The following is a 19,809-nucleotide window of genomic DNA, read 5'->3' as shown; positions in this document are numbered from 1 at the left end:
GGCTCATTCCCACAATTGGAGTCGTGAGGCGAAGGGCTTCACGACGCTCGCCAGGAGATGATGATGTCCTTCCTTGCCGCTGCGCTCGACCGTGTGAAGCCGTCCGCGACCATCGCGGTCACGGATAAAGCACGCGCGCTGAAAGCGGCGGGCCGCAACGTCATCGGCCTCGGTGCCGGCGAGCCCGACTTCGACACGCCCGCCAACATCAAGCTGGCGGCGATCCGCGCCATCGAGGCCGGCAAGACCAAGTACACGGCGGTCGACGGCATTCCCGAGCTGAAGGAAGCCATCATCGCGAAATTTCAGCGCGAGAACGGCGTCGCCTACAAGCCGAACCAGATCATCGTCGGCACCGGCGGCAAGCAGGTGCTCTACAACGCGTTGATGGCGACCATCAATCCGGGCGACGAGGTGATCATTCCCGCGCCCTATTGGGTCAGCTATCCCGAGATGGTCGCGCTCGCGGGCGGCGAGCCGGTGCCGGTGGTCTGCACCGCCGCGACCGGCTTCAAGCTCCAGGCCGAGGCGCTCGAGCGCGCGATCACGCCGAAGACCAAATGGGTCATCCTGTGCTCGCCGTCGAACCCGACCGGAGCTGCCTACACGCGTTCGGAGCTGAAAGCGCTCACCGACGTGCTGGTGAAGCATCCCCACGTCTGGGTGATGACCGACGACATGTACGAGCATCTCGTCTATGACGACTTCCAGTTCACCACGGTCGCGCAGGTCGAGCCGAAACTCTACGACCGCACGCTCACCGTGAACGGCGTCTCGAAGGCCTATTGCATGACCGGCTGGCGCATCGGCTACGCCGGCGGTCCCGTGCAGCTCATCAAGGCGATGTCGACGATCCAGTCGCAGTCGACCTCGAACCCGTCGTCGATCGCACAATGGGCCGCGGTCGAGGCGCTGAACGGTCCGCAGGACTTCATCCCCGCCAACAACAAGGTGTTCAAGGAGCGGCGCGACCTCGTCGTCTCCATGCTCAATCAGGCCAAGGGAATCGAGTGCCCGCGTCCCGAAGGCGCGTTCTACGTCTATCCGTCGTGCGCCGGCACGATCGGCAAGACCGCGCCGTCGGGCAAGGTGATCGCCAATGACGAGGACTTCGTCACCGAGCTCCTGGAGACCGAAGGCGTCGCCGTGGTGCAGGGGTCGGCCTTCGGCCTTGGACCGGCGTTCCGCATATCCTACGCGACCAAGACCTCGGACCTCGAAGACGCCTGCAAGCGCATCCAGCGCTTCTGCGGCAATCTGCGGTAAGACGGTCGCGACAAGAATCGGAAAGGCCCGCTTCGGCGGGCCTTTTTTGTTGTTTTTCGATAAGAGGAGTCGGATGGACTTTTTGTTTCTGGTCGGCGTTGTGCCCGGCCCCTCACCCGGATCACATCTGCGATGTGATCCGACCTCTCCCCGCGGAAGAGCGGGGAGAGGTTAAGCAAGGCCGGCGACGTTGCATTGTGAGGGACGCACGGCTCTCTCACTCCCTCGCCCCGTTCTTACGGGGAGAGGGTGGGGTGAGGGGTCTCTCCGCAAGTTCGATTCTAAACGCGCGCGAGCTGGCACGGCCGCGGCTCTTGTGGCATAGACCCGCAACACGGGTGGGGCACTCTCTCTGCTCGCATCACATTTTTTGCCGGAGACATTCATGCGCCGTTCGTTCCTCTTCGCCGCACTCACCGCTGCCGGCCTCATCGCCTCCGTCGTGAACACCGGCGCGCAGCAGCGGATGGCGCGGGTCGGCGTGCTCGAATGCCGCGGCGGCGCCAGCGTCGGCTTCATCGTGGGATCGGTGACTCATCTCGGCTGCGTGCTGCGCGCCGACGGCTTGCCCGACGACCGCTACGTCGCGACCATCCGGAAAGTGGGCCTCGACATCGGCATCACCCAGGAGACGGCTTTGGCCTGGGGCGTGTTCGCGCCGGTCGACCGGCTCGGCCCCGGCGACCTCTCCGGCAATTACGTCGGCGCGCAGGGCAGCGCCTCGGTCGGTGTCGGCTTGGGGGGCAACGTGCTGGTCGGCGGCTCCAACAATTCGATCGCGCTGCAGCCGCTGAGCGTGCAGGGCCAGGTCGGCCTCAACATCGCCGCCGGCCTCGAGAGCCTGGAACTCCGTCCGGGCCGTTGACACTTCTGCGTGTGATCGCGCCGCGGGAAGCGGCGCGATTTTGCTGACGACGCACCGCAGCGACGTTTGATGCTTGCCAAATCTCGGGGAGGGGCAGAGCATCGGCGTTTGCCGACCCAATCACGGGCCGAGCTCCACACCAAGGAGGCGGCGAATGGGACAAGACGTCAGAAGTCCCCGAGGTCCACGGTGCATCGCGCTGGTGGGCCCTTTCCAAAGCGGTAAAACCACACTTTTGGAAGCAATATTGGCGCGAACGGGTGCAATCCCGCGCGCCGGCAGCGTCGATGCCGAAACGTCCGTCGGCGACGCTACGCCCGAGGCCCGTCATCACAAAATGACCGTCGGCCTCACTGCCGCCACCACGAGTTTCATGGGCGACAGCTACACCTTCCTCGATTGTCCCGGTTCCGTCGAGTTTGCCCACGACATGCGCGCCGCGTTGCCGGCGGTCGACGCCGCAATCGTGGTCTGCGAGGCCGACGAGAAGAAGCTGCCGCAGCTTCAGATCATCCTGCGCGAGCTGGAGGAGCTGAAGATCCCGCGTTTCCTGTTCCTCAACAAGATCGACCGCGCCAGTCAGCGCATCCGCGAGACGCTGGCGATGCTGCAGCCCGCCTCGCGCGTGCCGCTGGTGCTGCGCCAGATCCCGATCTGGAAGGGCGAGCTGATCGAGGGCTTCGTCGATCTCGCGCTGGAGCGCGCCTTCATCTATCGCGAGCACAAGGCCTCCGAGGTGATCGCGCTCGAAGGCGGCGATCTCGATCGCGAGAAGGAAGCCCGCTTCTCGATGCTGGAGAAGCTCGCCGATCACGACGATGCGCTGATGGAGCAGCTGCTCGAGGACATCCAGCCGCCGCGCGATGCCGTCTTCGACGATCTCGCCCGCGAATTGCGGGAAGGGCTGATTTGCCCGGTGCTGCTGGGCGCCGCCGTGCGCGAAAACGGCGTGTTGCGCCTGATGAAGGCGTTGCGTCACGAGGCGCCCGGCGTTGCGGAGACCGCAAAACGTCTTGGCGTACCCGAGACCAAGGACGCGCTCGGCTATGTCTTCAAGACGCTGCATTCGCAGCACGGCGGAAAGTTGTCGCTGACGCGGTTGCTCGCCGGCCATCTCGACGACGGCGCTACGCTGCAATCCTCATCCGGCGGTGCCGGGCGCATCTCTGGCATCCTCGCCGTCAACGGCGCCTACGACACCAAGCGCGCCTCGGCCGAAGCCGGCGAGACCGTGGCCCTCGCCAAGCTTGATCCGGTCAAGACCGGTGACACGGTTTCGAGCGGCAAGACGGCGCCCGCGGCATTGATCACGATCGAGCCGACGCCGCCGGTGCTCGCGATCTCGGTCGCGGCGACCGACCGCAAGGACGACGTCAAGCTCGGCCAGGCGCTGACGCGCCTGCATGAGGAGGATCCCTCGCTCATGATCGTGCAGAACGCCAAGACTCACGACACCGTGCTGTGGGGCCAGGGCGAGATGCATCTGCGCGTCGCCAGCGAGCGCTTGCGCGACCGCTTCGGCGTCAAGATCACCTCGCATCCGCCTGCGATCGGCTATCAGGAGACCATCCGCAAGCCGATCACCCAGCGCGGCCGTCACAAGAAGCAGTCCGGCGGCCACGGCCAGTTCGGCGATGTCGTGCTCGACATCACGCCGCTGCCGCGCGGCGACGGCTTCAAGTTCGCCGAGAAGGTGGTGGGCGGCGCGGTGCCGCGCAACTACATCCCGGCGGTGGAGGAGGGCGTCGTCGATGGATTGGCGCGCGGTCCGCTCGGCTTCCCCGTCACCGACGTGCAGGTGACGCTGACCGACGGCTCCTATCACAGCGTCGATAGCTCCGATCTCGCCTTCCGCACGGCCGCGCGGGTCGGGCTCAACGAAGGCCTGCCGCAATGCCAGCCGGTGCTGCTGGAGCCGATCCACATGGTCGAGATCGTCTGCCCGACCGACGCTACCGCCAAGATCAACGCGATCCTGTCGGCGCGGCGCGGCCAGATTCTCGGCTTTGACACCCGTGAGGGCTGGACCGGCTGGGACTGTGTCCGCGCCATGATGCCGGAAGCGGAGATCGGCGAGCTGATCGTGGAGCTGCGCTCGGCCACCGCCGGCGCCGGCAGCTTCACGCGCCAGTTCGACCACATGGCCGAAGTCACCGGCCGCGCCGCCGACCAGATCATCGCCGCACATCAGCACGCGGCGTGACCGGTTAGGCGATCTCGTGCCCCGGACGCAGCGCAGCGCTCGTTCAGCGGTGCGCTGCAGAGCCGGGGCCCATGTATCAGCGGGCCTGCTCGGAATTTGTGGGTCCCGGCTCTGCGCAGCAACGCCAAGAGCGTTGCAGCGCGTCCGGGACACGAGATTCTCGTATGCCACTGCACCACACTCCGTCATTGCGAGCGCAGCGAAGCAATCCAGAAATCCCTCCGCGGAAAGATTCTGGATTTGCTTCGCTACGCTCGCAATGACGGAGGCTATGGACGACGCCTCCCTTGCTTTCGCCACCGTATGATGTATTTTACATCATTGTATATGTTCCAGATATCACTTATAACTGCTCGTAAGTGAGGCCAAGGTGATCACCTCGTTCCAGATGCGGGCAGCCCGCGCGTTGCTCGGCATCGACCAGAAAACCCTGGCCGAGCTCGCCGGCGTGTCGCTGCCGACCATCCAGCGGATGGAGGCCTCCACCGGCAATGTTCGTGGCGTGGTCGAGACCTTGATCAAGGTGGTCGAGGCGTTCGACCGGGCCGGCGTCGAGCTGATCGGCGAGCAGGCCCGCAGCGACAGCGGCGGACGTGGCGTTCGCTTGAAAGAGCCGGGGCCGCCGCGCCGTGTCGGAGCATGATCGCGCGTTGATCGTGCCCGGGATCAAGATGGGCTAGCGCATCGTCGCACCTTGGGACGCACGATGCTTCGGAGCATTGTGGGGCCAGCGGAGCACCTTGCTGACATGAGCATCACGAGCGATCAGGCAGGACGGCTGCACCAGCTGCGTCAGCCGACCTTTGCCGAACTGTATCTGCCGAAGCTCGTCACCGTCTTTCGCGAAGGCTACGGCCTCGCGGATTTCCGCGCCGACGTCTTCGCAGGCCTCACGGTCGCGATCGTCGCGCTGCCGCTGTCGATGGCGATCGCGATTGCCTCGGGCGTGACGCCGGACCGCGGCCTCTACACCGCCGTCGCCGGCGGCTTCATCGCCTCCTTGCTCGGCGGCAGCCGGTTCCAGATCGGCGGCCCTGCCGGTGCGTTCATCGTTCTGGTCGCGGCGACTGCGGAGCGGCATGGCGTCGATGGCGTCATCCTCGCCACCATGATGGCGGGCCTGTTCCTGATCGGCGCAGGGCTGCTCAGGGTCGGCACCTACATCAAGTTCATTCCCTATCCCGTCACCGTCGGCTTCACCGCCGGTATCGCCGTCATCATCTTTGCCAGCCAGCTCCGCGATCTCTCCGGCATCACGCTCGTGGGCAAGGAGCCCAGCGAGTTCGTGCCCAAGCTCGTCGCGCTCGCCGGCGGCCTCAACACGATCAATCCGTCCGCCGTCGCGGTCGCCCTCGTCAGCATCGGCATTATCGCCGCCTTGCGTCGCTGGCGGCCGTCCTGGCCCGGGATCCTGATCGCGGTCGTGTTTGCAGCCGTCGCCAGCGCGGTGCTGTCGTTGCCGGTCGAGACCATCGGCTCGCGCTTCGGCGGCATCCCGCGCGAATTGCCATCGCCGGCGCTGCCCGCGTTCTCACTGGAAAAGGCAAGGGCGGTGTTGCCGGATGCGATCGCGTTCGCGCTGCTGGCGGCGATCGAATCGCTGCTGTCGGCGGTGGTGGCCGACGGCATGACCGGCCGCCGTCATCGCTCCAATTGCGAGCTGGTGGCGCAAGGTGCGGCCAATATCGGCTCGGCGCTGTTCGGCGGCATCTGCGTCACCGGGCTGATCGCGCGCACCGCGACCAACATCCGCGCCGGCGCGCGCGGGCCGCTCGCGGGCATGCTGCATTCGGTGTTCCTGCTGCTGTTCATGCTGGTCGCGGCGCCGCTTGCAAGCTACATCCCTCTGGCCGCGCTCGCCGCGGTGCTGGTGGTGGTGGCCTGGACCATGGCGGAGAAGCATGAATTCGCAACTCTGCTGCGCTCGTCATGGGGCGATGCCGTGGTGCTGCTCGCGACCTTCCTGCTCACGATCTTTCGCGATCTCACCGAGGGCATCCTGGTCGGCTTCGCGCTGGGCGCGGTGCTGTTCATCCATCGCATGGCGGAGATGACCGGCATCGAGGAGCGGACGCCACTGGTTGCGGATGATCGCCCCGACGACGGCAACGGCGACCGTGTGCGTTACGATCCCGCGCTTGCGGTCGACCGCGACGTGCTGGTCTATCGCATCACCGGCGCGTTCTTCTTCGGCGCGGCCTCGGCGATCGGCAGCGTGCTCGACGGCATTGCCGACAGGCGTAAGGCCTTCGTGGTCGATTTCGCCGCGGTGCCGTTCCTGGATTCGACCGCGGCCAACGTGATCGGCCGCGTCGCCGCCAAGGCGCACCGCCAAGGCATCCGGCTGTTCATCACGGGGGCCTCGCCCGCGGTCCGCCGCGCGCTGCTCACCCATGGCGTCACGCCGCCGCGCGCGCGTTACCGCACGAGCCTCGAGCGCGCCATCGCCGACATCAAGGGCCGGGCCGCCGATGAGACCGCTGCGAGCTGACCGCGCGCGCTTGACAGAGCGGGCGCGACGCGAAATGGATCGCCTCGGAAACGACCCGAGGGAAAGATGACCGCGCCCAAGCCCCCTGCAGCCTGTCTGATCGGATGGCCGGCCGCGCATTCGCGCTCGCCGCTGATCCACCATCACTGGCTGCGCACGCTCGGCATCGAGGGCGGCTATGTCATCGAGGCGGTGCCGCCCGAGGATCTGCGCGATTTCGTGCTGCGGCTGTCGCTGCGCGGCTTCGTCGGCGCCAACGTCACCATCCCGCACAAGGAAGCCGTGCTGGCGCTGTCAACGCCCGACGCGCGCGCCAGGGCGGTCGGCGCCGCCAACACGCTGTGGTTTGCCGACGGCGAGCAGCGCTCCACCAACACCGATGTCGAAGGCTTCATCAACAATCTCGACGCCAGCGCGCCCGGCTGGGACATGGCCGAGGAAGCGCTGGTGCTGGGGGCCGGCGGCTCCTCGCGCGCGGTCGTGTTTGGGTTGCTGGAACGCGGCATCAGCTGCGTGCATGTCGCCAATCGCACCATGGCGCGGGCCGAGACGCTGGCACAACAGTTCGGATCGAACGTGCATCCGCTGCCGTGGGACGCGATCGGCGAGGTGCTGCCGCGCGCAAAGCTTCTCGTGAACACGACCTCGCTCGGCATGCATGGCCAGCCTTCACTCGACGTCGACCTCGCGCGCCTGCCGCAAGATGCCGTCGTCGCCGACCTCGTCTACGTTCCCCTGGTGACGCCGCTGCTCGCCGCGGCGACGGCGCGTGGCCTGAAGACCGCCGATGGGCTCGGCATGCTGCTGCATCAGGCGGTGCGCGGCTTCGAGCTGTGGTTCGGGCGGCGGCCCGAGGTCACCGCCGAGCTGCGCGCATTGGTCGAAGCCGATCTCACGAAGACTTGAGAGGGGCGCGGCGAATAGCACACCATCTCTGGAGTTCTACGTCGTGGGACAATCGGAGACCGTCATGCCTGTTCAACGTGCAACTTTCACACGCCCCCTGATCGCCGTCGCGATGGTGGTCGTCTCGACCTACTGCGCCTTCGCCCAGAGAGCGCCGGTGCCGACGCGCGTGCGCGGCACCATCGAAAGCGTCAATGGCGACACCATGCAGGTCAAATCGCGCAGCGGTGAAGAGCTCAAGCTTCGCCTCGCCTCCGACGTGAACGTGTCGGGCGTTACCAAGATCTCGCTCGCCGACATCAAGCCGGGCTCGTTCATCGGCGCCACCACCGTGCCGGGACCGGACGGCAGCCAGAACGCCGTCGAGGTGCACGTGTTTCCGGAAAGCATGCGCGGCACCGGCGAAGGCTCGCGACCCTGGGACCTCAAGCCCAACTCCAGCATGACCAATGCGACCGTCGCGGAGAGCGTCGTCGGCAATGACGGTCACACGCTGCTGGTCAAGTACAAGGACGGCGAGAAGAAGGTGTTCGTCGCCGACGACACGCCGGTCGTGACCTTCGTGCCCGGCGACAAATCCGAGCTGAAGCCCGGCGCCAAGGTGATCGCCTTCATGAAGCAATTGCCCGACGGCTCGTTCGAGACCAACCGCGTCAGCGTCGGCCGCGACGGCCTGACGCCGCCGATGTGAGGGGCTGTGAGACGCGCACCTGCCGCCTCAAATGCCCCCGTCGTCCGGGACAAGCGTCAGCGCAGGTCCGGGACCCATAACCACAGGGAAAAGTTGTTGCGCGAAGCAGGCCACTCCGAGCCCCCATAGCCACACCCTTCTGTGGCTATGGGTCCCGGATCGGCGCGCGCTTTGGGCGCGCTTGTCCGGGACGACAGTGATTATTGCTGCGGCATCCCGGCAGACGCACTCACACCGCAATCACGTGATCGTCGATCTCGTCCACCCGGTTGACGCCGCACAGGCCCATCGTGGTGAGCAGCTCCTTCTGGATGATGTCGATCGCCTTGGCGACGCCGGCCTGGCCGCCGGCACCGAGGCCATAGGCATAGGCGCGGCCGATCATGCACGACTTTGCGCCGAGCGCCAGCGCGCGCATCACGTCCTGGCCCGAGCGGATGCCGCCGTCGAACATGATCTCCATCCTGTCGCCCACCGCGTCCGCGATCTCGGGCAGGACCTCGATCGAGGACGGCGCGCCGTCGAGCTGGCGGCCGCCGTGGTTGGATACCACCAGCGCCTGCGCGCCGGTCTTGGCGGCTTCCTCGGCGTCCTCGACGTCGAGGATGCCCTTGATGATCAGCTTGCCCGGCCAGATGCTGCGGACCCACTCGACGTCCTTCCAGTTCAAGGAGGTGTCGAACTGCGAGGCCGTCCATTCGGCGAGGCGGTTGAGATCTTCAGTGTTCTTCACGTGGCCGGCGATATTGCCGAAGGTGCGGCGCTTGCCCTGCAGCACGCCGGAGACCCAGGCGGGCTTGCTGGCGAAGTCCAGCAGCTTCGACAGCGACCATTCCGGTGGCACCGTCATGCCGTTCTTGATGTCGGCGTGGCGCTGGCCGATCACCTGCAGGTCCACCGTGAGCACCAGCGCGCTGCACTTGGCGGCCATCGCGCGCTGGATCAATTCCTTGATGAAGCCGCGGTCCTTCATGACGTAGAGCTGGAACCAGAACGGCTTCTCGACGCTGGCGGCGATGTCCTCGATCGAGCAGATCGACATCGTCGATTGCGTGAACGGGATGCCGGCGGCCTGCGCGGCGCGGCAGGCGTGGATCTCGCCGTCGCCGTGCTGCATGCCGAGCAGGCCGACCGGCGCGAGGATCAGCGGCATCGTCGACGGCTCGCCGAGGATCGTGGTCGAGGTGTCGCGCTTGGAGACGTCGACCAGGATGCGCTGGCGGAACTTGATCGCCTGCATGTCCTCGCGGTTGGCGCGCAGCGTCTCCTCGGCGTAGGAGCCGCGGTCGCAATAGTCGAAGAATGCCTTCGGCACGCGGCGCCGATGCAGCGTGCGAAGATCGTCGATACAGGTAATATGCTTCATGTCGTTTCCCCGGCCCGTCACGTACCAAACAGTCTTGCATCGGAAGATTTCGGGGTCATCTAGCATGGTTGGATGCACAGCCAAATCGTTTGCAGAACGTTTTGGAAGGAGAGTGCCAAGGAGAGCGTCATGACGAAGCCGCACGCAGGACCTTCGCCGGAAGAGATCAAGGAGAAGCATGATCTCGAGGAGGCGCTCGAAGAGGGGCTGGAGGAGACCTTCCCGGGCTCCGATCCCGTCAACGTCACCCAGCCGGCGCCCAGCCGCGCGGACGGCCATGTGAAGCGCTCGGATTAAGGCGAGTTCCACCGCTTTTCGCTAGTCACGCCGGAATTGCAATGTTAACAATCTGTTATCGGGGGCGGTCGCGGCGCCGGTTCCGTAATGATTCATCATATTTTTTGAAGCCAAGTTAGCCGCGATAGCTTTATAAGACCTCGGCAAATCAGGGATGCGGGTCCCGTTGGGGCAGCCCGTGGTTGTAGAGGGGAGTCCCTGGTTGCTGCTTGGGGGACGATATGAGCCGGAAATATTTCGGGACGGACGGGATTAGGGGCCGCGCCAACGGACTGATCACGCCGGAGCTCGCGCTCAAGGTCGGCCAGGCCGCGGGCCTTGCGTTTCAGCGCGGCGACCACCGCCACCGCGTCGTGATCGGCAAGGACACCCGTTTGTCCGGCTACATGATCGAATACGCCATGGTCGCAGGCTTCACCTCGGTCGGTATGGACGTGCTGCTGGTCGGCCCGATGCCGACGCCGGCGGTCGCGATGCTGACCAAGTCGATGCGCGCCGATCTCGGCGTGATGATCTCGGCCTCGCACAATCTGTTCGAGGACAACGGCATCAAGCTGTTCGGCCCGCAGGGCTTCAAGCTGTCCGACGATGTCGAGCGGCAGATCGAGCAGCTGCTCGACGAATCGCTCGACAAGCGGCTCGCGCAGAGCGCGAGCCTCGGCCGTGCCCGCCGCATCGACGGCGTGCATGACCGCTACATCGAATTCGCCAAGCGCACGCTGCCGCGCGACCTCTCGCTCGAGGGCCTTCGCGTCGTGATCGATTGCGCCAACGGCGCCGCCTACAAGGTGGTGCCCGAGGCGCTGTGGGAATTGGGCGCCGACGTGGTGCCGATCGGCGTCGAGCCCGACGGCTTCAACATCAACAAGGATTGCGGCTCGACCTCGCCGGAGGCGCTGTCGAAGAAGGTGCGCGAGATGCGCGCCGACATCGGCATTGCGCTGGACGGCGACGCCGATCGCGTCATCCTGGTCGACGAGCGCGGCCATGTCGTCGACGGCGACCAGCTGCTCGCGGTGATCGCGCAGAGCTGGAAGGAGGATGGACGCCTCTCGCGTCCCGGCATCGTTGCCACCGTGATGTCCAATCTCGGGCTGGAGCGCTTCCTGCAAGGGCAGGGGCTCGAGCTCGTGCGCACGCCGGTCGGCGACCGCTACGTGCTCGAGCAGATGCTGAACGGCGGCTACAATCTCGGCGGCGAGCAGTCCGGCCACATCATCCTGTCCGACTACGCCACGACCGGCGACGGTTTTGTCGCCGCATTGCAGGTGCTCGCCGTGGTGCAGAAGCTGCGCCGCCCGGTGTCCGAGGTCTGCCACCGCTTCGATCCGCTGCCGCAGATCCTCAAGAACGTCCGCCACAAGGGCGGCAAGCCGCTCGATGATTCCGACGTCAAGTCGGCGATTTCCGACGGCGAGAAGCGCCTCAACGGCCACGGCCGCCTCTTGATCCGCTCCTCCGGCACCGAGCCCGTGATCCGCGTCATGGGCGAAGGCGAGGACCGTCACCTCGTCGAGGACGTCGTCGACACCATTGTTTCGGCATTGGGGCAGGCCGCGGCTTGAGTCCTTCCTTCTCCCCTTGCGGGAGAAGGTGGCGCGAAGCGCCGGATGAGGGGTTCTATCCGCTCGCAACACAGCTCGTGAGGATAGAAACCCCTCACCCGTCTCGCCGCTAACGCGGCGAGCCACCCTCTCCCACAAGGGGAGAGGGTAAGAGGCGCATCCCAGCCATTTGCGATTGACGCTGGTCCCACCGTCGCTTGCGTCGTAATCAGCACCTCGCGGCAATCTGCCGCGCCGGATTGCCGCCTTGAACAAGCCTGTCGTCGTCTCAGAGGAAACGCTGACCGAGCCCGTCGTCGTCGCCGAATTGGCGCCGGCCGCCGCCAAGGGGCCGGCCTATATCGTGCTCGCCGGCATCAGCGTCTCGCACTTCCTCAACGACACCATGCAGTCGCTGATCGCCTCGGTGTACCCGATCCTGAAGGACGCCTACGCGCTCGACTTCGCGCAGATCGGCATGATCACGCTGGCATTCCAGTTCACGGCCTCGCTGCTGCAGCCGGTGGTCGGGCACTACACCGACAAGAAGGCGCAGCCCTATTCGCTCGCGATCGGCATGGCCTCGACCTTCTTCGGCCTGCTGCTGCTTAGCGTCGCGCACCAATATCTCGTCATCCTCGTCGCCGCCGCGCTGGTCGGCCTCGGCTCGGCGGTGTTTCACCCGGAATCGGCGCGCATCGCGCGGCTCGCCTCGGGCGGACGCTACGGCTTTGCGCAATCGGTGTTCCAGCTCGGCGGCAGCTTCGGCACCTCGATGGGGCCGGTGCTCGCCGCGTTGATCGTGGTGCCGTTCGGGCAGGGCAGCATCGCCTGGTTCTCCTCGATCGCGTTTCTCGCCATCCTGATTCTCTGGCGCATCGGGCGCTGGTACGCGCCGCAGATCGCGACGAAGAAAGCGGCGCCCGTCCACACCCAGCCCGGTGCGCCGAGCTCGCGCCGTGTCGCGGTAGCGCTCGCAGTGCTCGTCGTGCTGTTGTTCTCCAAGCAGCTCTACGTTTCGAGCCTGTCGAGCTATTACATCTTCTACCTGATCGACCGTTTCGGCGTGTCGACGCAGGCAGCCCAGATCTATCTCTTCGTCTTTCTCGCGGCGAACGCCGTGGGTGCGTTTCTCGGCGGTCCGCTGGGCGACCGCTTCGGCCGCAAGATCGTGATCTGGATCTCGATCCTCGGCGCGCTGCCGTTCACGCTGGCGCTGCCCTATGCCGGGCTCGTTGCGAGCGCGGTGCTCAGCGTCGCCATCGGCCTGATCATCTCCTCGACGACGTCGTCGATCATCGTGTTTGCGCAGGAGCTGGTGCCGCACCGCTTCGGCATGATCTCCGGCGTGTTCTTCGGCGTCGCCTTCGGCATCGGGGGCCTGGGCGCGGCCGTGCTCGGCAAGCTCGCCGACCACACCTCGATCGAGTTCGTCTACCAGGTCTGCGCCTGGCTGCCGGCGATCGGGCTGCTCGCGGTGTTCCTACCCAAGCTGCCGCGAAACGCGCGTTAACGCATCCTCTCTTGCCGCGTTGCGGCTTCACACATCGTTAGGGAGTGCGGCGCCGATGTCGCATTTGGCGCGGCATTTTTGCAACGCTCGCACGGCGCGCGCGTGTAGGGTGAGAAAAAATCAACCTTAAAAATTAGGGTTAAGTGGCGCTTAAACATTTGCTGGCATCGTCCCCCCGTGAGTTTCCAGAACGTGAGGCGCTCGTATTCAGCCTCACCGGCCATAAGGACGAAGCCAATGCGTAGCGTTAAGTCTCTCCTTGCCGCGGGTGCGGCGACCCTGATCTCGTCGATGGCGTTCGCCGCCGATATGCCGATCGCCGCCCCCCCTCCGATGTACGCGCCGCCGGCTCCGCCCGCCGACTTCGGCGGCTGGTATCTGCGCGGCGACATCGGCATGACCAACCAGAGCGCCAAGCGCATCGAGAGCGCCCTGCCGGCCGGGTACTCGAAGACGACGGAAGGCCTCGGCTTCGACTCCTCGCCGCTGTTCGGCCTCGGCGTCGGCTATCGCTTCAACAACTGGTTCCGCGCCGACGTCATCGGCCAGTACCGGGGCAAGGCCAATCTGCACGGTAGCGACAATGTCGTGGGACCCGGCTTCGTCGGCGTCAACAACTACAGCGGCAGCAAGTCCGAGTGGCTCGTGATGGCCAACGCCTATGTCGACCTCGGCACCTGGTGGTGCGTCACTCCGTTCATCGGCGCGGGCGTCGGCGGCTCCTACAACAAGCTCAGCGGCTTCCGCGACGACGGCGTGTCCTACAGCCCGCTGCTCAACAACAGCGTCGCCTACTTTGCCGACAACGGAAAGTGGAACCTCGCCTGGGCCGCTCACGCCGGTCTTGCCTACAAGGTCAATCCCGGCTTCACCGTCGAACTGGCCTACAGCTACATGAACCTCGGCGATGCCGCGCCCGGCAACTACCGCTTGTTCGACAACAGCGCTTCCGGCCCGACCTCGATCAAGGTCAGGGACATCACCTCGCACGACGTCAAGCTCGGCGTGCGTTGGGATCTCAACAGCCCGCCGGCCTACGTGCCGCCGCCGCTGGTCACCAAGGGCTGATCGCAACCTGATCGGTTTGGACTCCTTAACGGCGCGGGATCATCCCGCGCCGTTTTGCTTTGCGTATTTTTCATGGCGAGGTGCGGCGAAGGCGCCCGGCGCAACCATTGGTTAAGGTTAACAGGCGATGATCATCGCAACAGTTCGAGTCCGATGGAGCGTGGTGATGCGTAGGCTGGTGTTGGCAGCGGCGATGTTGGGGACGGTGTCTGCCGCGCAAGCGGCCGACATGCCGGACCTGCCCGTGCTGCGCGGCGGCTTCGCGGACGGTCTGTCGAAGACCTCCGTCAATTGGAATGGCTTCTATGTCGGCGGTCATGGCGGTTATACCGCAGATGCCACGGATTTCAGTCAGAGCGTGGTCGGACTGACCAACTACATCTTCCGCGACAGCGTACTCCAGGGGCCGACCTCGACGTGGTCGCTGCTGAACAAGACCAACACTCAAAGCACCAATTTTGGTGGCTTCGTCGGCCGCAACTGGCAATGGTATGATGCCGTTCTCAGTCTCGAGGGCACTTACAGCTACTTCAACGATATGGCGACATTGACGTCAGGAACCAACTCGCTCGTCATCGTCAACCCGCCTGGTGAGGTGCGGGCGCCCGGCGTCACCAACAACTATGCCGTCACGCTGACGGGTGCCGCGGCGGCACAGGTCAAAGACATGGTGACGCTCCGCGGCCGCGTGGGTTGGGACGGCGGCAGCTTCATGCCTTATGCCTTCATGGGCGCTGCCGTCGGGCGAATGGACGTGTCGCGCACCGTGACCAGCAGCGTCTCGATGCGACAGGACACGACGACGACGGATTTCTTCGGCAACACCACGACGACACTTGGAACGTGGGGCCCAGTTCCTGCGCAGTCGGGCACGCAAGGTCAGCACAGGACCAACACTTACGCAGTGGGTTGGACCGCCGGCCTCGGGCTCGAATACTGCGTTTGGGACGGCTTGTTCGCCCGCATCGAATACGAATATGTGAGATTCTCGCCCGTCATGAACACGCAGGTGACGTTGAACAACGCGCGCCTCGGCGTCGGCTACAAGTTCTGAGCCGTCCGCTTCCTGTTGACAGCTGCGCTTCGTCCTGATGCTCTCTCGTTCCGAAAGCGGGGCGGCAGCGATGAAGATCTACGGCGACAGCAATTCCGGCAATTGTCTCAAGGTGAAGTGGGTCTGCGACAAGCTCGCTGTGCCCTACCAGTGGATCGAGATCGACACCCGTAAGGGCGAGACGCGCACGCCGCAATTCCTGAAGATGAACGGCGCCGGCCAGGTCCCCACCGTTGCATTCGACGACGGCCGTACGCTGGCGCAGTCCAACGCCATCATCCGCTATGTCGCCCGCGACAGCGCGCTGGTTCCGCGCGACGCCTTCACGGCGGCCAAGATGGACGAATGGCTGTTCTGGGAGCAGTACAGCCACGAGCCTTATATCGCCGTGTGCCGCTTCCTCATCGTCTATCTCGGCAAGGATGCCTCCGAGCTCGATCCTGAAAAGGTCAAGCGCGGCTATGCGGCGCTCGACCGCATGGAGCAACACCTCTCAGCCAGCCGCTTGTTCGCCGGCGACGAGGTGTCGCTCGCCGACGTGTCGCTGCTCGCCTATACGCGTGTTGCCCATGAAGGCGGCTTCGACCTCGGCCGCTATGCCTCCGTCCGCCGCTGGATCGGTGACGTCGAAGCGTGTCTCGGCCTTCCGCCGGCGCGCTGAGGTGCGGAGTCGCCTGAGATGAATGCCGAAGCCGTCTCTATCCGTCCCGCGCGCCGCGAGGACGTCGCCGCGATCGTGGCGATGCTCGCCGACGATCATCTCGGCCGCGCGCGCGAGCGCGTGGAGGATCCGTTGCCGTCCGCCTATTACGACGCATTCGCGCGGATCGCGCGCGATCCGAATCTCACGCTGGTCGTTGCCGAGAGTGAGGGCAGGGTGGTCGGCTGCCTGCAGCTCGCGATCCTGCCGGGCCTGAGCTCGCAAGGCGGATCGCGCGGCCTGCTCGAGGATGTTCGCGTTGCCACCGAGTGTCGCAGCCGCGGCATCGGCGAGCAATTGGTGCAATGGGCCGTGACGGAAGCAAAGGCGCGCGGCTGCAATCTGGTCGAGTTGCTCACGCATCAGACGCGCGTCGATGCGCAGCGCTTCTACAAGCGGCTCGGCTTCACGGCGAGTCACGTCGGAATGACTGTCCGCTTTTGAGGCAGCGCGACGCGAGCGCTGCGCAGCCGGCGAAAAGCGGGCTTTTCACTCGGTCGTGTTAAGAGCCGGTAAACTACCGCTCCGTCGTTCACATTGATGAAGGAACGAAGGGTGCTACGGGGGCATCTGACACCGGGCTCGCTCGGTTCGGGACATTTCGATGACAAGCTATTCGATGATCAAGGTCGGCAACGACTACGTCGTGCAGGCCAATGACAAATGCGTTTTGAAGGTCGGAAGCCGCCGCAAGGCGGCGCAATTGATCAGCGATGCCACGGACTTGCTGAATGCGCTCACTGTCGTCGAATCCCCTGATATTGCACCGGAAGCGCCATCACTGGCGCGTGAGGCCCCGGAACTTCCTTGACGGACCTTCCCGATTCCCGTATCAGCCGCGGCGGGACACCTCCCCCCAACGGGAGGCTTACTATCTGGAAGGGTAGATCATGACTGTAGCGAAGCCCGCTTCGCGGCCGACCGTGCCGCATTTCTCCTCCGGCCCCTGCGCCAAGCGCCCCGGCTGGAACGCCCAAAATCTCAAGGACGCAGCTCTCGGCCGCTCGCATCGCGCGAAGATCGGCAAGACCAAGCTCAAGCTCGCGATCGACCTGACGCGCGAAGTGCTCGAGGTCCCCGCCGATTACCGTATCGGGATCGTGCCGGCCTCCGATACCGGCGCGGTCGAGATGGCGCTGTGGTCGCTGCTCGGCGCACGGCCCGTCACCACGCTCGCCTGGGAATCCTTCGGCGAGGGCTGGGTCAGCGACATCGTCAAGGAATTGAAGCTCAAGGACGTCACCAAGCTCAATGCGGCTTACGGTGAGATCCCCGATCTGTCGAAGGTGGATCCCAAGAGCGACGTCGTCTTCACCTGGAACGGCACCACGTCGGGCGTGCGCGTTCCGAACGCGGACTGGATCAGCGCGAGCCGCGAAGGCCTGACCATCTGCGATGCGACCTCCGCCGCGTTTGCACAGCCGCTCGACTGGGCCAAGCTCGACGTCGTCACCTTCTCCTGGCAGAAGGCGCTCGGCGGCGAGGCCGCGCATGGCATGCTGATCCTGTCGCCCCGCGCGGTGGAGCGGCTCGAGACCTACAAGCCGGCCTGGCCGCTGCCGAAGATCTTCCGCATGACCAAGGGCGGCAAGCTCAACGAAGGCATCTTCGTCGGCGAGACCATCAACACGCCGTCGATGCTCTGCGTCGAGGATTATCTCGATGCGCTGAACTGGGCTAAGTCGATCGGCGGTCTCAAGGCGCTGATCGCGCGCGCCGACGCCAACACCAAGGTGCTGGCGGACTGGAAGGCGAAGACGCCCTGGATCGACTTCCTCGCCAAGGACGCATCGATCCGCTCCAACACCTCGGTGTGCCTGAAGTTCACCGATCCCGCGATCACCTCGCTCTCCGAGGACGCGCAGGCGGAGTTCAGCAAGAAGCTGGTGGCCCTCGTCGAGAAGGAAGGCGCGGGCTACGACTTCGCCTATTACCGCGACGCGCCGGCCGGCCTGCGAATCTGGTGCGGCGCCACGGTGGAAGCAAAGGACGTCGAGCTGCTGACGCAGTGGATCGACTGGGCCTTCGCCGAGACCAAGGCCACGCTCGCGAAGGCGGCGTAAGTTTCTTACCCTCCCCGAGGGGGAGGGTCGACGCACCGCCAGGTGCGGCGGGGTGGGGTGATCTCTCCACACGACGTACCGGCGACTTTCTTTGTTGCAGCTTCACCCCACCCCGGCGCTTCGCGCCGACCCTCCCCCTCCAGGGGAGGGTGTGAAGGACAAATCCCATGACCAAACCCAAAGTTCTCATTTCCGACGCGCTCTCGCCCGCTGCCGTGCAGATCTTCAGGGATCGCGGCGTCGAGGTCGACTTCCAGCCCAATCTCGGCAAGGACAAGGACAAGCTGGCCGAGATCATCGGCAATTACGACGGCCTTGCGATCCGCTCCGCGACCAAGGCGACCGCCAAGATCCTCGAGAAGGCGGCCAGGCTGAAGGTGATCGGCCGCGCCGGCATCGGCGTCGACAATGTCGAGATCCCGGCCGCGACGGCCAAGGGCATCATCGTGATGAACACACCGTTCGGCAATTCGATCACGACCGCCGAGCACGCCATCACCCTGATGCTCGCGCTCGCCCGCGAGATCCCGCAGGCCGATGCCTCGACGCAGGCCGGCAAGTGGGAGAAGAACCGCTTCATGGGCGTGGAGATCACCGGCAAGGTGCTGGGCGTCGTCGGCTGCGGCAATATCGGCTCGATCGTCGCCGACCGCGCGCTCGGCCTGCGCATGAAGGTGATCGCGTTCGACCCGTTCCTGTCGCCGGAGCGCGCCAAGGACATCGGCGTCGAGAAGGTCGATCTCGACGATCTGCTCAGGCGCGCCGACTTCATCACGCTGCACACGCCGCTGACCGAGAAGACCAAGAACATCATCGACGCGGCCGCGATCGCCAAGATGAAGAAGGGCGTGCGCCTGATCAATTGCGCCCGCGGCGGTCTCGTCGACGAGCAGGCGGTGGTCGATGCGCTCAACGCCAAGCACATTGCCGGCGCCGCCTTCGACGTCTTCGTCGAGGAGCCCGCGACCAAGAGCGTGCTGTTCGGCCATCCCAACGTGATCTGCACGCCGCATCTCGGCGCCTCCACCACCGAAGCGCAGGAGAACGTCGCGCTGCAGGTCGCCGAGCAGATGTCGGATTACCTGCTCACCGGCGCGATCTCGAACGCGGTCAACTTCCCCTCGATCACGGCGGAAGAAGCGCCGAAGCTGAAGCCGTTCATCGCGCTCGCCGAGAAGCTCGGCTCGTTTGCCGGCCAGCTCACCGAGAGCGGCATTCTCAAGGTCGAGATCACATATGAGGGCCACGTCGCCGAGATGAAGATCAAGGCGATCACCTCCGCGGTGCTGTCGGGCCTGCTGCGGCCGATGCTGGGCGAGGTCAACGTGGTGTCCGCGCCGGTCGTCGCCAAGGAGCGCGGCATGGTGGTGGACGAGATCGTCCGCGCCGCCCAGAGCGACTATGAGAGCCTGATCACCGTCACGGTCACCACCGAGCGGCAGGAGCGGTCGGTCTCGGGCACCGTCTATGCAGACGGCAAGCCGCGCCTCGTCGACATCAAGGGCATCCGCGTCGACGCCGAGTTCGGCAAGTCGATGATCTACGTCACCAACGAGGACAAGCCGGGCTTCATCGGCAAGTTCGCGGGGCTTCTGGGCGACGCCAAGATCAACATCGCGACCTTCCATCTCGGCCGGGTCGCTCCGGGCAGCGATGCCATTGCGCTGGTCGAGGTCGACGGTGTGGTGCCGGCCGACGTGCTCGCCAAGGTGCAGGCCCTGCCGCAGGTCAAGCAGGCCAAGGCGCTGACGTTCTGAGCGGCTCCCACCGGCGTCATGGCCG

General features: G+C 65.4%; 18 protein-coding genes. 17 read left to right on the top strand and 1 reads right to left on the bottom strand.

Annotated features, from left to right (window positions below; genetic code table 11):
• Positions 1-63 precede the first annotated feature (63 nt).
• The 7 genes from GA0061099_RS21685 to GA0061099_RS21655 all read left to right on the top strand — a co-directional run bounded on the left by GA0061099_RS21685 (position 64) and on the right by GA0061099_RS21655 (position 8,422).
• Positions 64-1,266 carry a pyridoxal phosphate-dependent aminotransferase gene (locus tag GA0061099_RS21685; RefSeq protein ID WP_036030971.1) on the top strand — a complete coding sequence of 401 codons (1,203 nt, stop codon included), beginning with the start codon at positions 64-66 and terminating at the stop codon, positions 1,264-1,266.
• Between the two features lie 385 nt (positions 1,267-1,651).
• Complete coding sequence (locus tag GA0061099_RS21680) at positions 1,652-2,131, top strand: DUF992 domain-containing protein (RefSeq protein WP_036030909.1); 480 nt, start codon at positions 1,652-1,654, stop codon at positions 2,129-2,131.
• Positions 2,132-2,285: 154 nt separating this feature from the next.
• Complete coding sequence (locus GA0061099_RS21675) at positions 2,286-4,334, top strand: elongation factor G (RefSeq protein WP_036030911.1); 2,049 nt, start codon at positions 2,286-2,288, stop codon at positions 4,332-4,334.
• Positions 4,335-4,704: 370 nt separating this feature from the next.
• Positions 4,705-4,977, top strand: coding sequence for a helix-turn-helix domain-containing protein (locus GA0061099_RS21670; protein ID WP_008566993.1), 273 nt, complete (start codon positions 4,705-4,707; stop codon positions 4,975-4,977).
• Positions 4,978-5,082: 105 nt separating this feature from the next.
• Positions 5,083-6,825: a SulP family inorganic anion transporter gene (locus tag GA0061099_RS21665; RefSeq protein ID WP_036030914.1), complete on the top strand. Its 1,743-nt coding sequence runs from the start codon at positions 5,083-5,085 to the stop codon at positions 6,823-6,825.
• 66 nt (positions 6,826-6,891) lie between these two features.
• The gene (locus GA0061099_RS21660; RefSeq protein ID WP_036030918.1) at positions 6,892-7,731 is read left to right on the top strand and encodes a shikimate dehydrogenase; all 840 of its coding nucleotides are present in this window, start codon (positions 6,892-6,894) and stop codon (positions 7,729-7,731) included.
• A gap of 64 nt (positions 7,732-7,795) precedes the next feature.
• Entirely contained in the window at positions 7,796-8,422 is a 627-nt protein-coding gene (locus tag GA0061099_RS21655) for a hypothetical protein (protein ID WP_036030974.1), read from the top strand.
• A gap of 229 nt (positions 8,423-8,651) precedes the next feature.
• Here the strand turns inward: GA0061099_RS21655 and GA0061099_RS21650 are convergent, their stop codons facing one another.
• Positions 8,652-9,788 (bottom strand): alpha-hydroxy acid oxidase, encoded by a 1,137-nt coding sequence (locus GA0061099_RS21650; protein ID WP_036009502.1) that lies wholly within the window; start codon positions 9,786-9,788, stop codon positions 8,652-8,654.
• A 129-nt stretch (positions 9,789-9,917) separates the two neighbouring features.
• Between GA0061099_RS21650 and GA0061099_RS41280 the strand changes: the two genes are divergently transcribed.
• From GA0061099_RS41280 to serA, 10 genes are all read left to right on the top strand, one after another.
• A complete protein-coding gene (locus GA0061099_RS41280) occupies positions 9,918-10,085 on the top strand; it encodes a hypothetical protein (RefSeq protein ID WP_167361667.1) in 168 nt (55 codons plus the stop codon).
• Positions 10,086-10,306: 221 nt separating this feature from the next.
• The gene (gene glmM / locus GA0061099_RS21640; protein ID WP_036009507.1) at positions 10,307-11,650 is read left to right on the top strand and encodes a phosphoglucosamine mutase; all 1,344 of its coding nucleotides are present in this window, start codon (positions 10,307-10,309) and stop codon (positions 11,648-11,650) included.
• Between the two features lie 247 nt (positions 11,651-11,897).
• The gene (locus GA0061099_RS21635; protein WP_036030920.1) at positions 11,898-13,142 is read left to right on the top strand and encodes an MFS transporter; all 1,245 of its coding nucleotides are present in this window, start codon (positions 11,898-11,900) and stop codon (positions 13,140-13,142) included.
• Positions 13,143-13,379: 237 nt separating this feature from the next.
• A complete protein-coding gene (locus tag GA0061099_RS21630) occupies positions 13,380-14,210 on the top strand; it encodes an outer membrane protein (protein ID WP_036009511.1) in 831 nt (276 codons plus the stop codon).
• A gap of 166 nt (positions 14,211-14,376) precedes the next feature.
• Positions 14,377-15,264, top strand: coding sequence for an outer membrane protein (locus tag GA0061099_RS21625; protein WP_036030923.1), 888 nt, complete (start codon positions 14,377-14,379; stop codon positions 15,262-15,264).
• 70 nt (positions 15,265-15,334) lie between these two features.
• The gene (locus tag GA0061099_RS21620) at positions 15,335-15,925 is read left to right on the top strand and encodes a glutathione S-transferase family protein (protein ID WP_036030927.1); all 591 of its coding nucleotides are present in this window, start codon (positions 15,335-15,337) and stop codon (positions 15,923-15,925) included.
• An 18-nt stretch (positions 15,926-15,943) separates the two neighbouring features.
• Entirely contained in the window at positions 15,944-16,408 is a 465-nt protein-coding gene (locus tag GA0061099_RS21615; RefSeq protein WP_036030931.1) for a GNAT family N-acetyltransferase, read from the top strand.
• Between the two features lie 175 nt (positions 16,409-16,583).
• Entirely contained in the window at positions 16,584-16,775 is a 192-nt protein-coding gene (locus GA0061099_RS21610) for a hypothetical protein (RefSeq protein ID WP_225133856.1), read from the top strand.
• Positions 16,776-16,854: 79 nt separating this feature from the next.
• Positions 16,855-18,027 (top strand): phosphoserine transaminase, encoded by a 1,173-nt coding sequence (locus tag GA0061099_RS21605; RefSeq protein WP_036040116.1) that lies wholly within the window; start codon positions 16,855-16,857, stop codon positions 18,025-18,027.
• Between the two features lie 167 nt (positions 18,028-18,194).
• Positions 18,195-19,784: a phosphoglycerate dehydrogenase gene (gene serA / locus GA0061099_RS21600; RefSeq protein WP_036030940.1), complete on the top strand. Its 1,590-nt coding sequence runs from the start codon at positions 18,195-18,197 to the stop codon at positions 19,782-19,784.
• The last annotated feature ends 25 nt before the right edge of the window (positions 19,785-19,809 follow it).

This window comes from Bradyrhizobium yuanmingense (assembly GCF_900094575.1).
Lineage (GTDB): Bacteria > Pseudomonadota > Alphaproteobacteria > Rhizobiales > Xanthobacteraceae > Bradyrhizobium > Bradyrhizobium yuanmingense.
The sequence above is the reverse complement of the archived record's forward strand: the minus strand, read 5'-3'. Positions and strand labels throughout refer to the sequence as shown.

Excerpts from the sequence above, each read along its gene's own strand:
- GA0061099_RS21615 (WP_036030931.1), top strand. The coding sequence starts at position 15,944 with ATGAATGCCGAAGCCGTCTCTATCCGTCCCGCGCGCCGCGAGGACGTC.
- GA0061099_RS21625 (WP_036030923.1), top strand. The coding sequence starts at position 14,377 with ATGCGTAGGCTGGTGTTGGCAGCGGCGATGTTGGGGACGGTGTCTGCC.
- GA0061099_RS21605 (WP_036040116.1), top strand. The coding sequence starts at position 16,855 with ATGACTGTAGCGAAGCCCGCTTCGCGGCCGACCGTGCCGCATTTCTCC.
- GA0061099_RS41280 (WP_167361667.1), top strand. The coding sequence starts at position 9,918 with ATGACGAAGCCGCACGCAGGACCTTCGCCGGAAGAGATCAAGGAGAAG.
- GA0061099_RS21650 (WP_036009502.1), bottom strand. The coding sequence starts at position 9,788 with ATGAAGCATATTACCTGTATCGACGATCTTCGCACGCTGCATCGGCGC.
- glmM (WP_036009507.1), top strand. The coding sequence starts at position 10,307 with ATGAGCCGGAAATATTTCGGGACGGACGGGATTAGGGGCCGCGCCAAC.
- GA0061099_RS21685 (WP_036030971.1), top strand. The coding sequence starts at position 64 with ATGTCCTTCCTTGCCGCTGCGCTCGACCGTGTGAAGCCGTCCGCGACC.
- GA0061099_RS21655 (WP_036030974.1), top strand. The coding sequence starts at position 7,796 with ATGCCTGTTCAACGTGCAACTTTCACACGCCCCCTGATCGCCGTCGCG.
- serA (WP_036030940.1), top strand. The coding sequence starts at position 18,195 with ATGACCAAACCCAAAGTTCTCATTTCCGACGCGCTCTCGCCCGCTGCC.
- GA0061099_RS21630 (WP_036009511.1), top strand. The coding sequence starts at position 13,380 with ATGCGTAGCGTTAAGTCTCTCCTTGCCGCGGGTGCGGCGACCCTGATC.
- GA0061099_RS21610 (WP_225133856.1), top strand. The coding sequence starts at position 16,584 with ATGATCAAGGTCGGCAACGACTACGTCGTGCAGGCCAATGACAAATGC.
- GA0061099_RS21675 (WP_036030911.1), top strand. The coding sequence starts at position 2,286 with ATGGGACAAGACGTCAGAAGTCCCCGAGGTCCACGGTGCATCGCGCTG.
- GA0061099_RS21680 (WP_036030909.1), top strand. The coding sequence starts at position 1,652 with ATGCGCCGTTCGTTCCTCTTCGCCGCACTCACCGCTGCCGGCCTCATC.
- GA0061099_RS21665 (WP_036030914.1), top strand. The coding sequence starts at position 5,083 with ATGAGCATCACGAGCGATCAGGCAGGACGGCTGCACCAGCTGCGTCAG.
- GA0061099_RS21660 (WP_036030918.1), top strand. The coding sequence starts at position 6,892 with ATGACCGCGCCCAAGCCCCCTGCAGCCTGTCTGATCGGATGGCCGGCC.
- GA0061099_RS21620 (WP_036030927.1), top strand. The coding sequence starts at position 15,335 with ATGAAGATCTACGGCGACAGCAATTCCGGCAATTGTCTCAAGGTGAAG.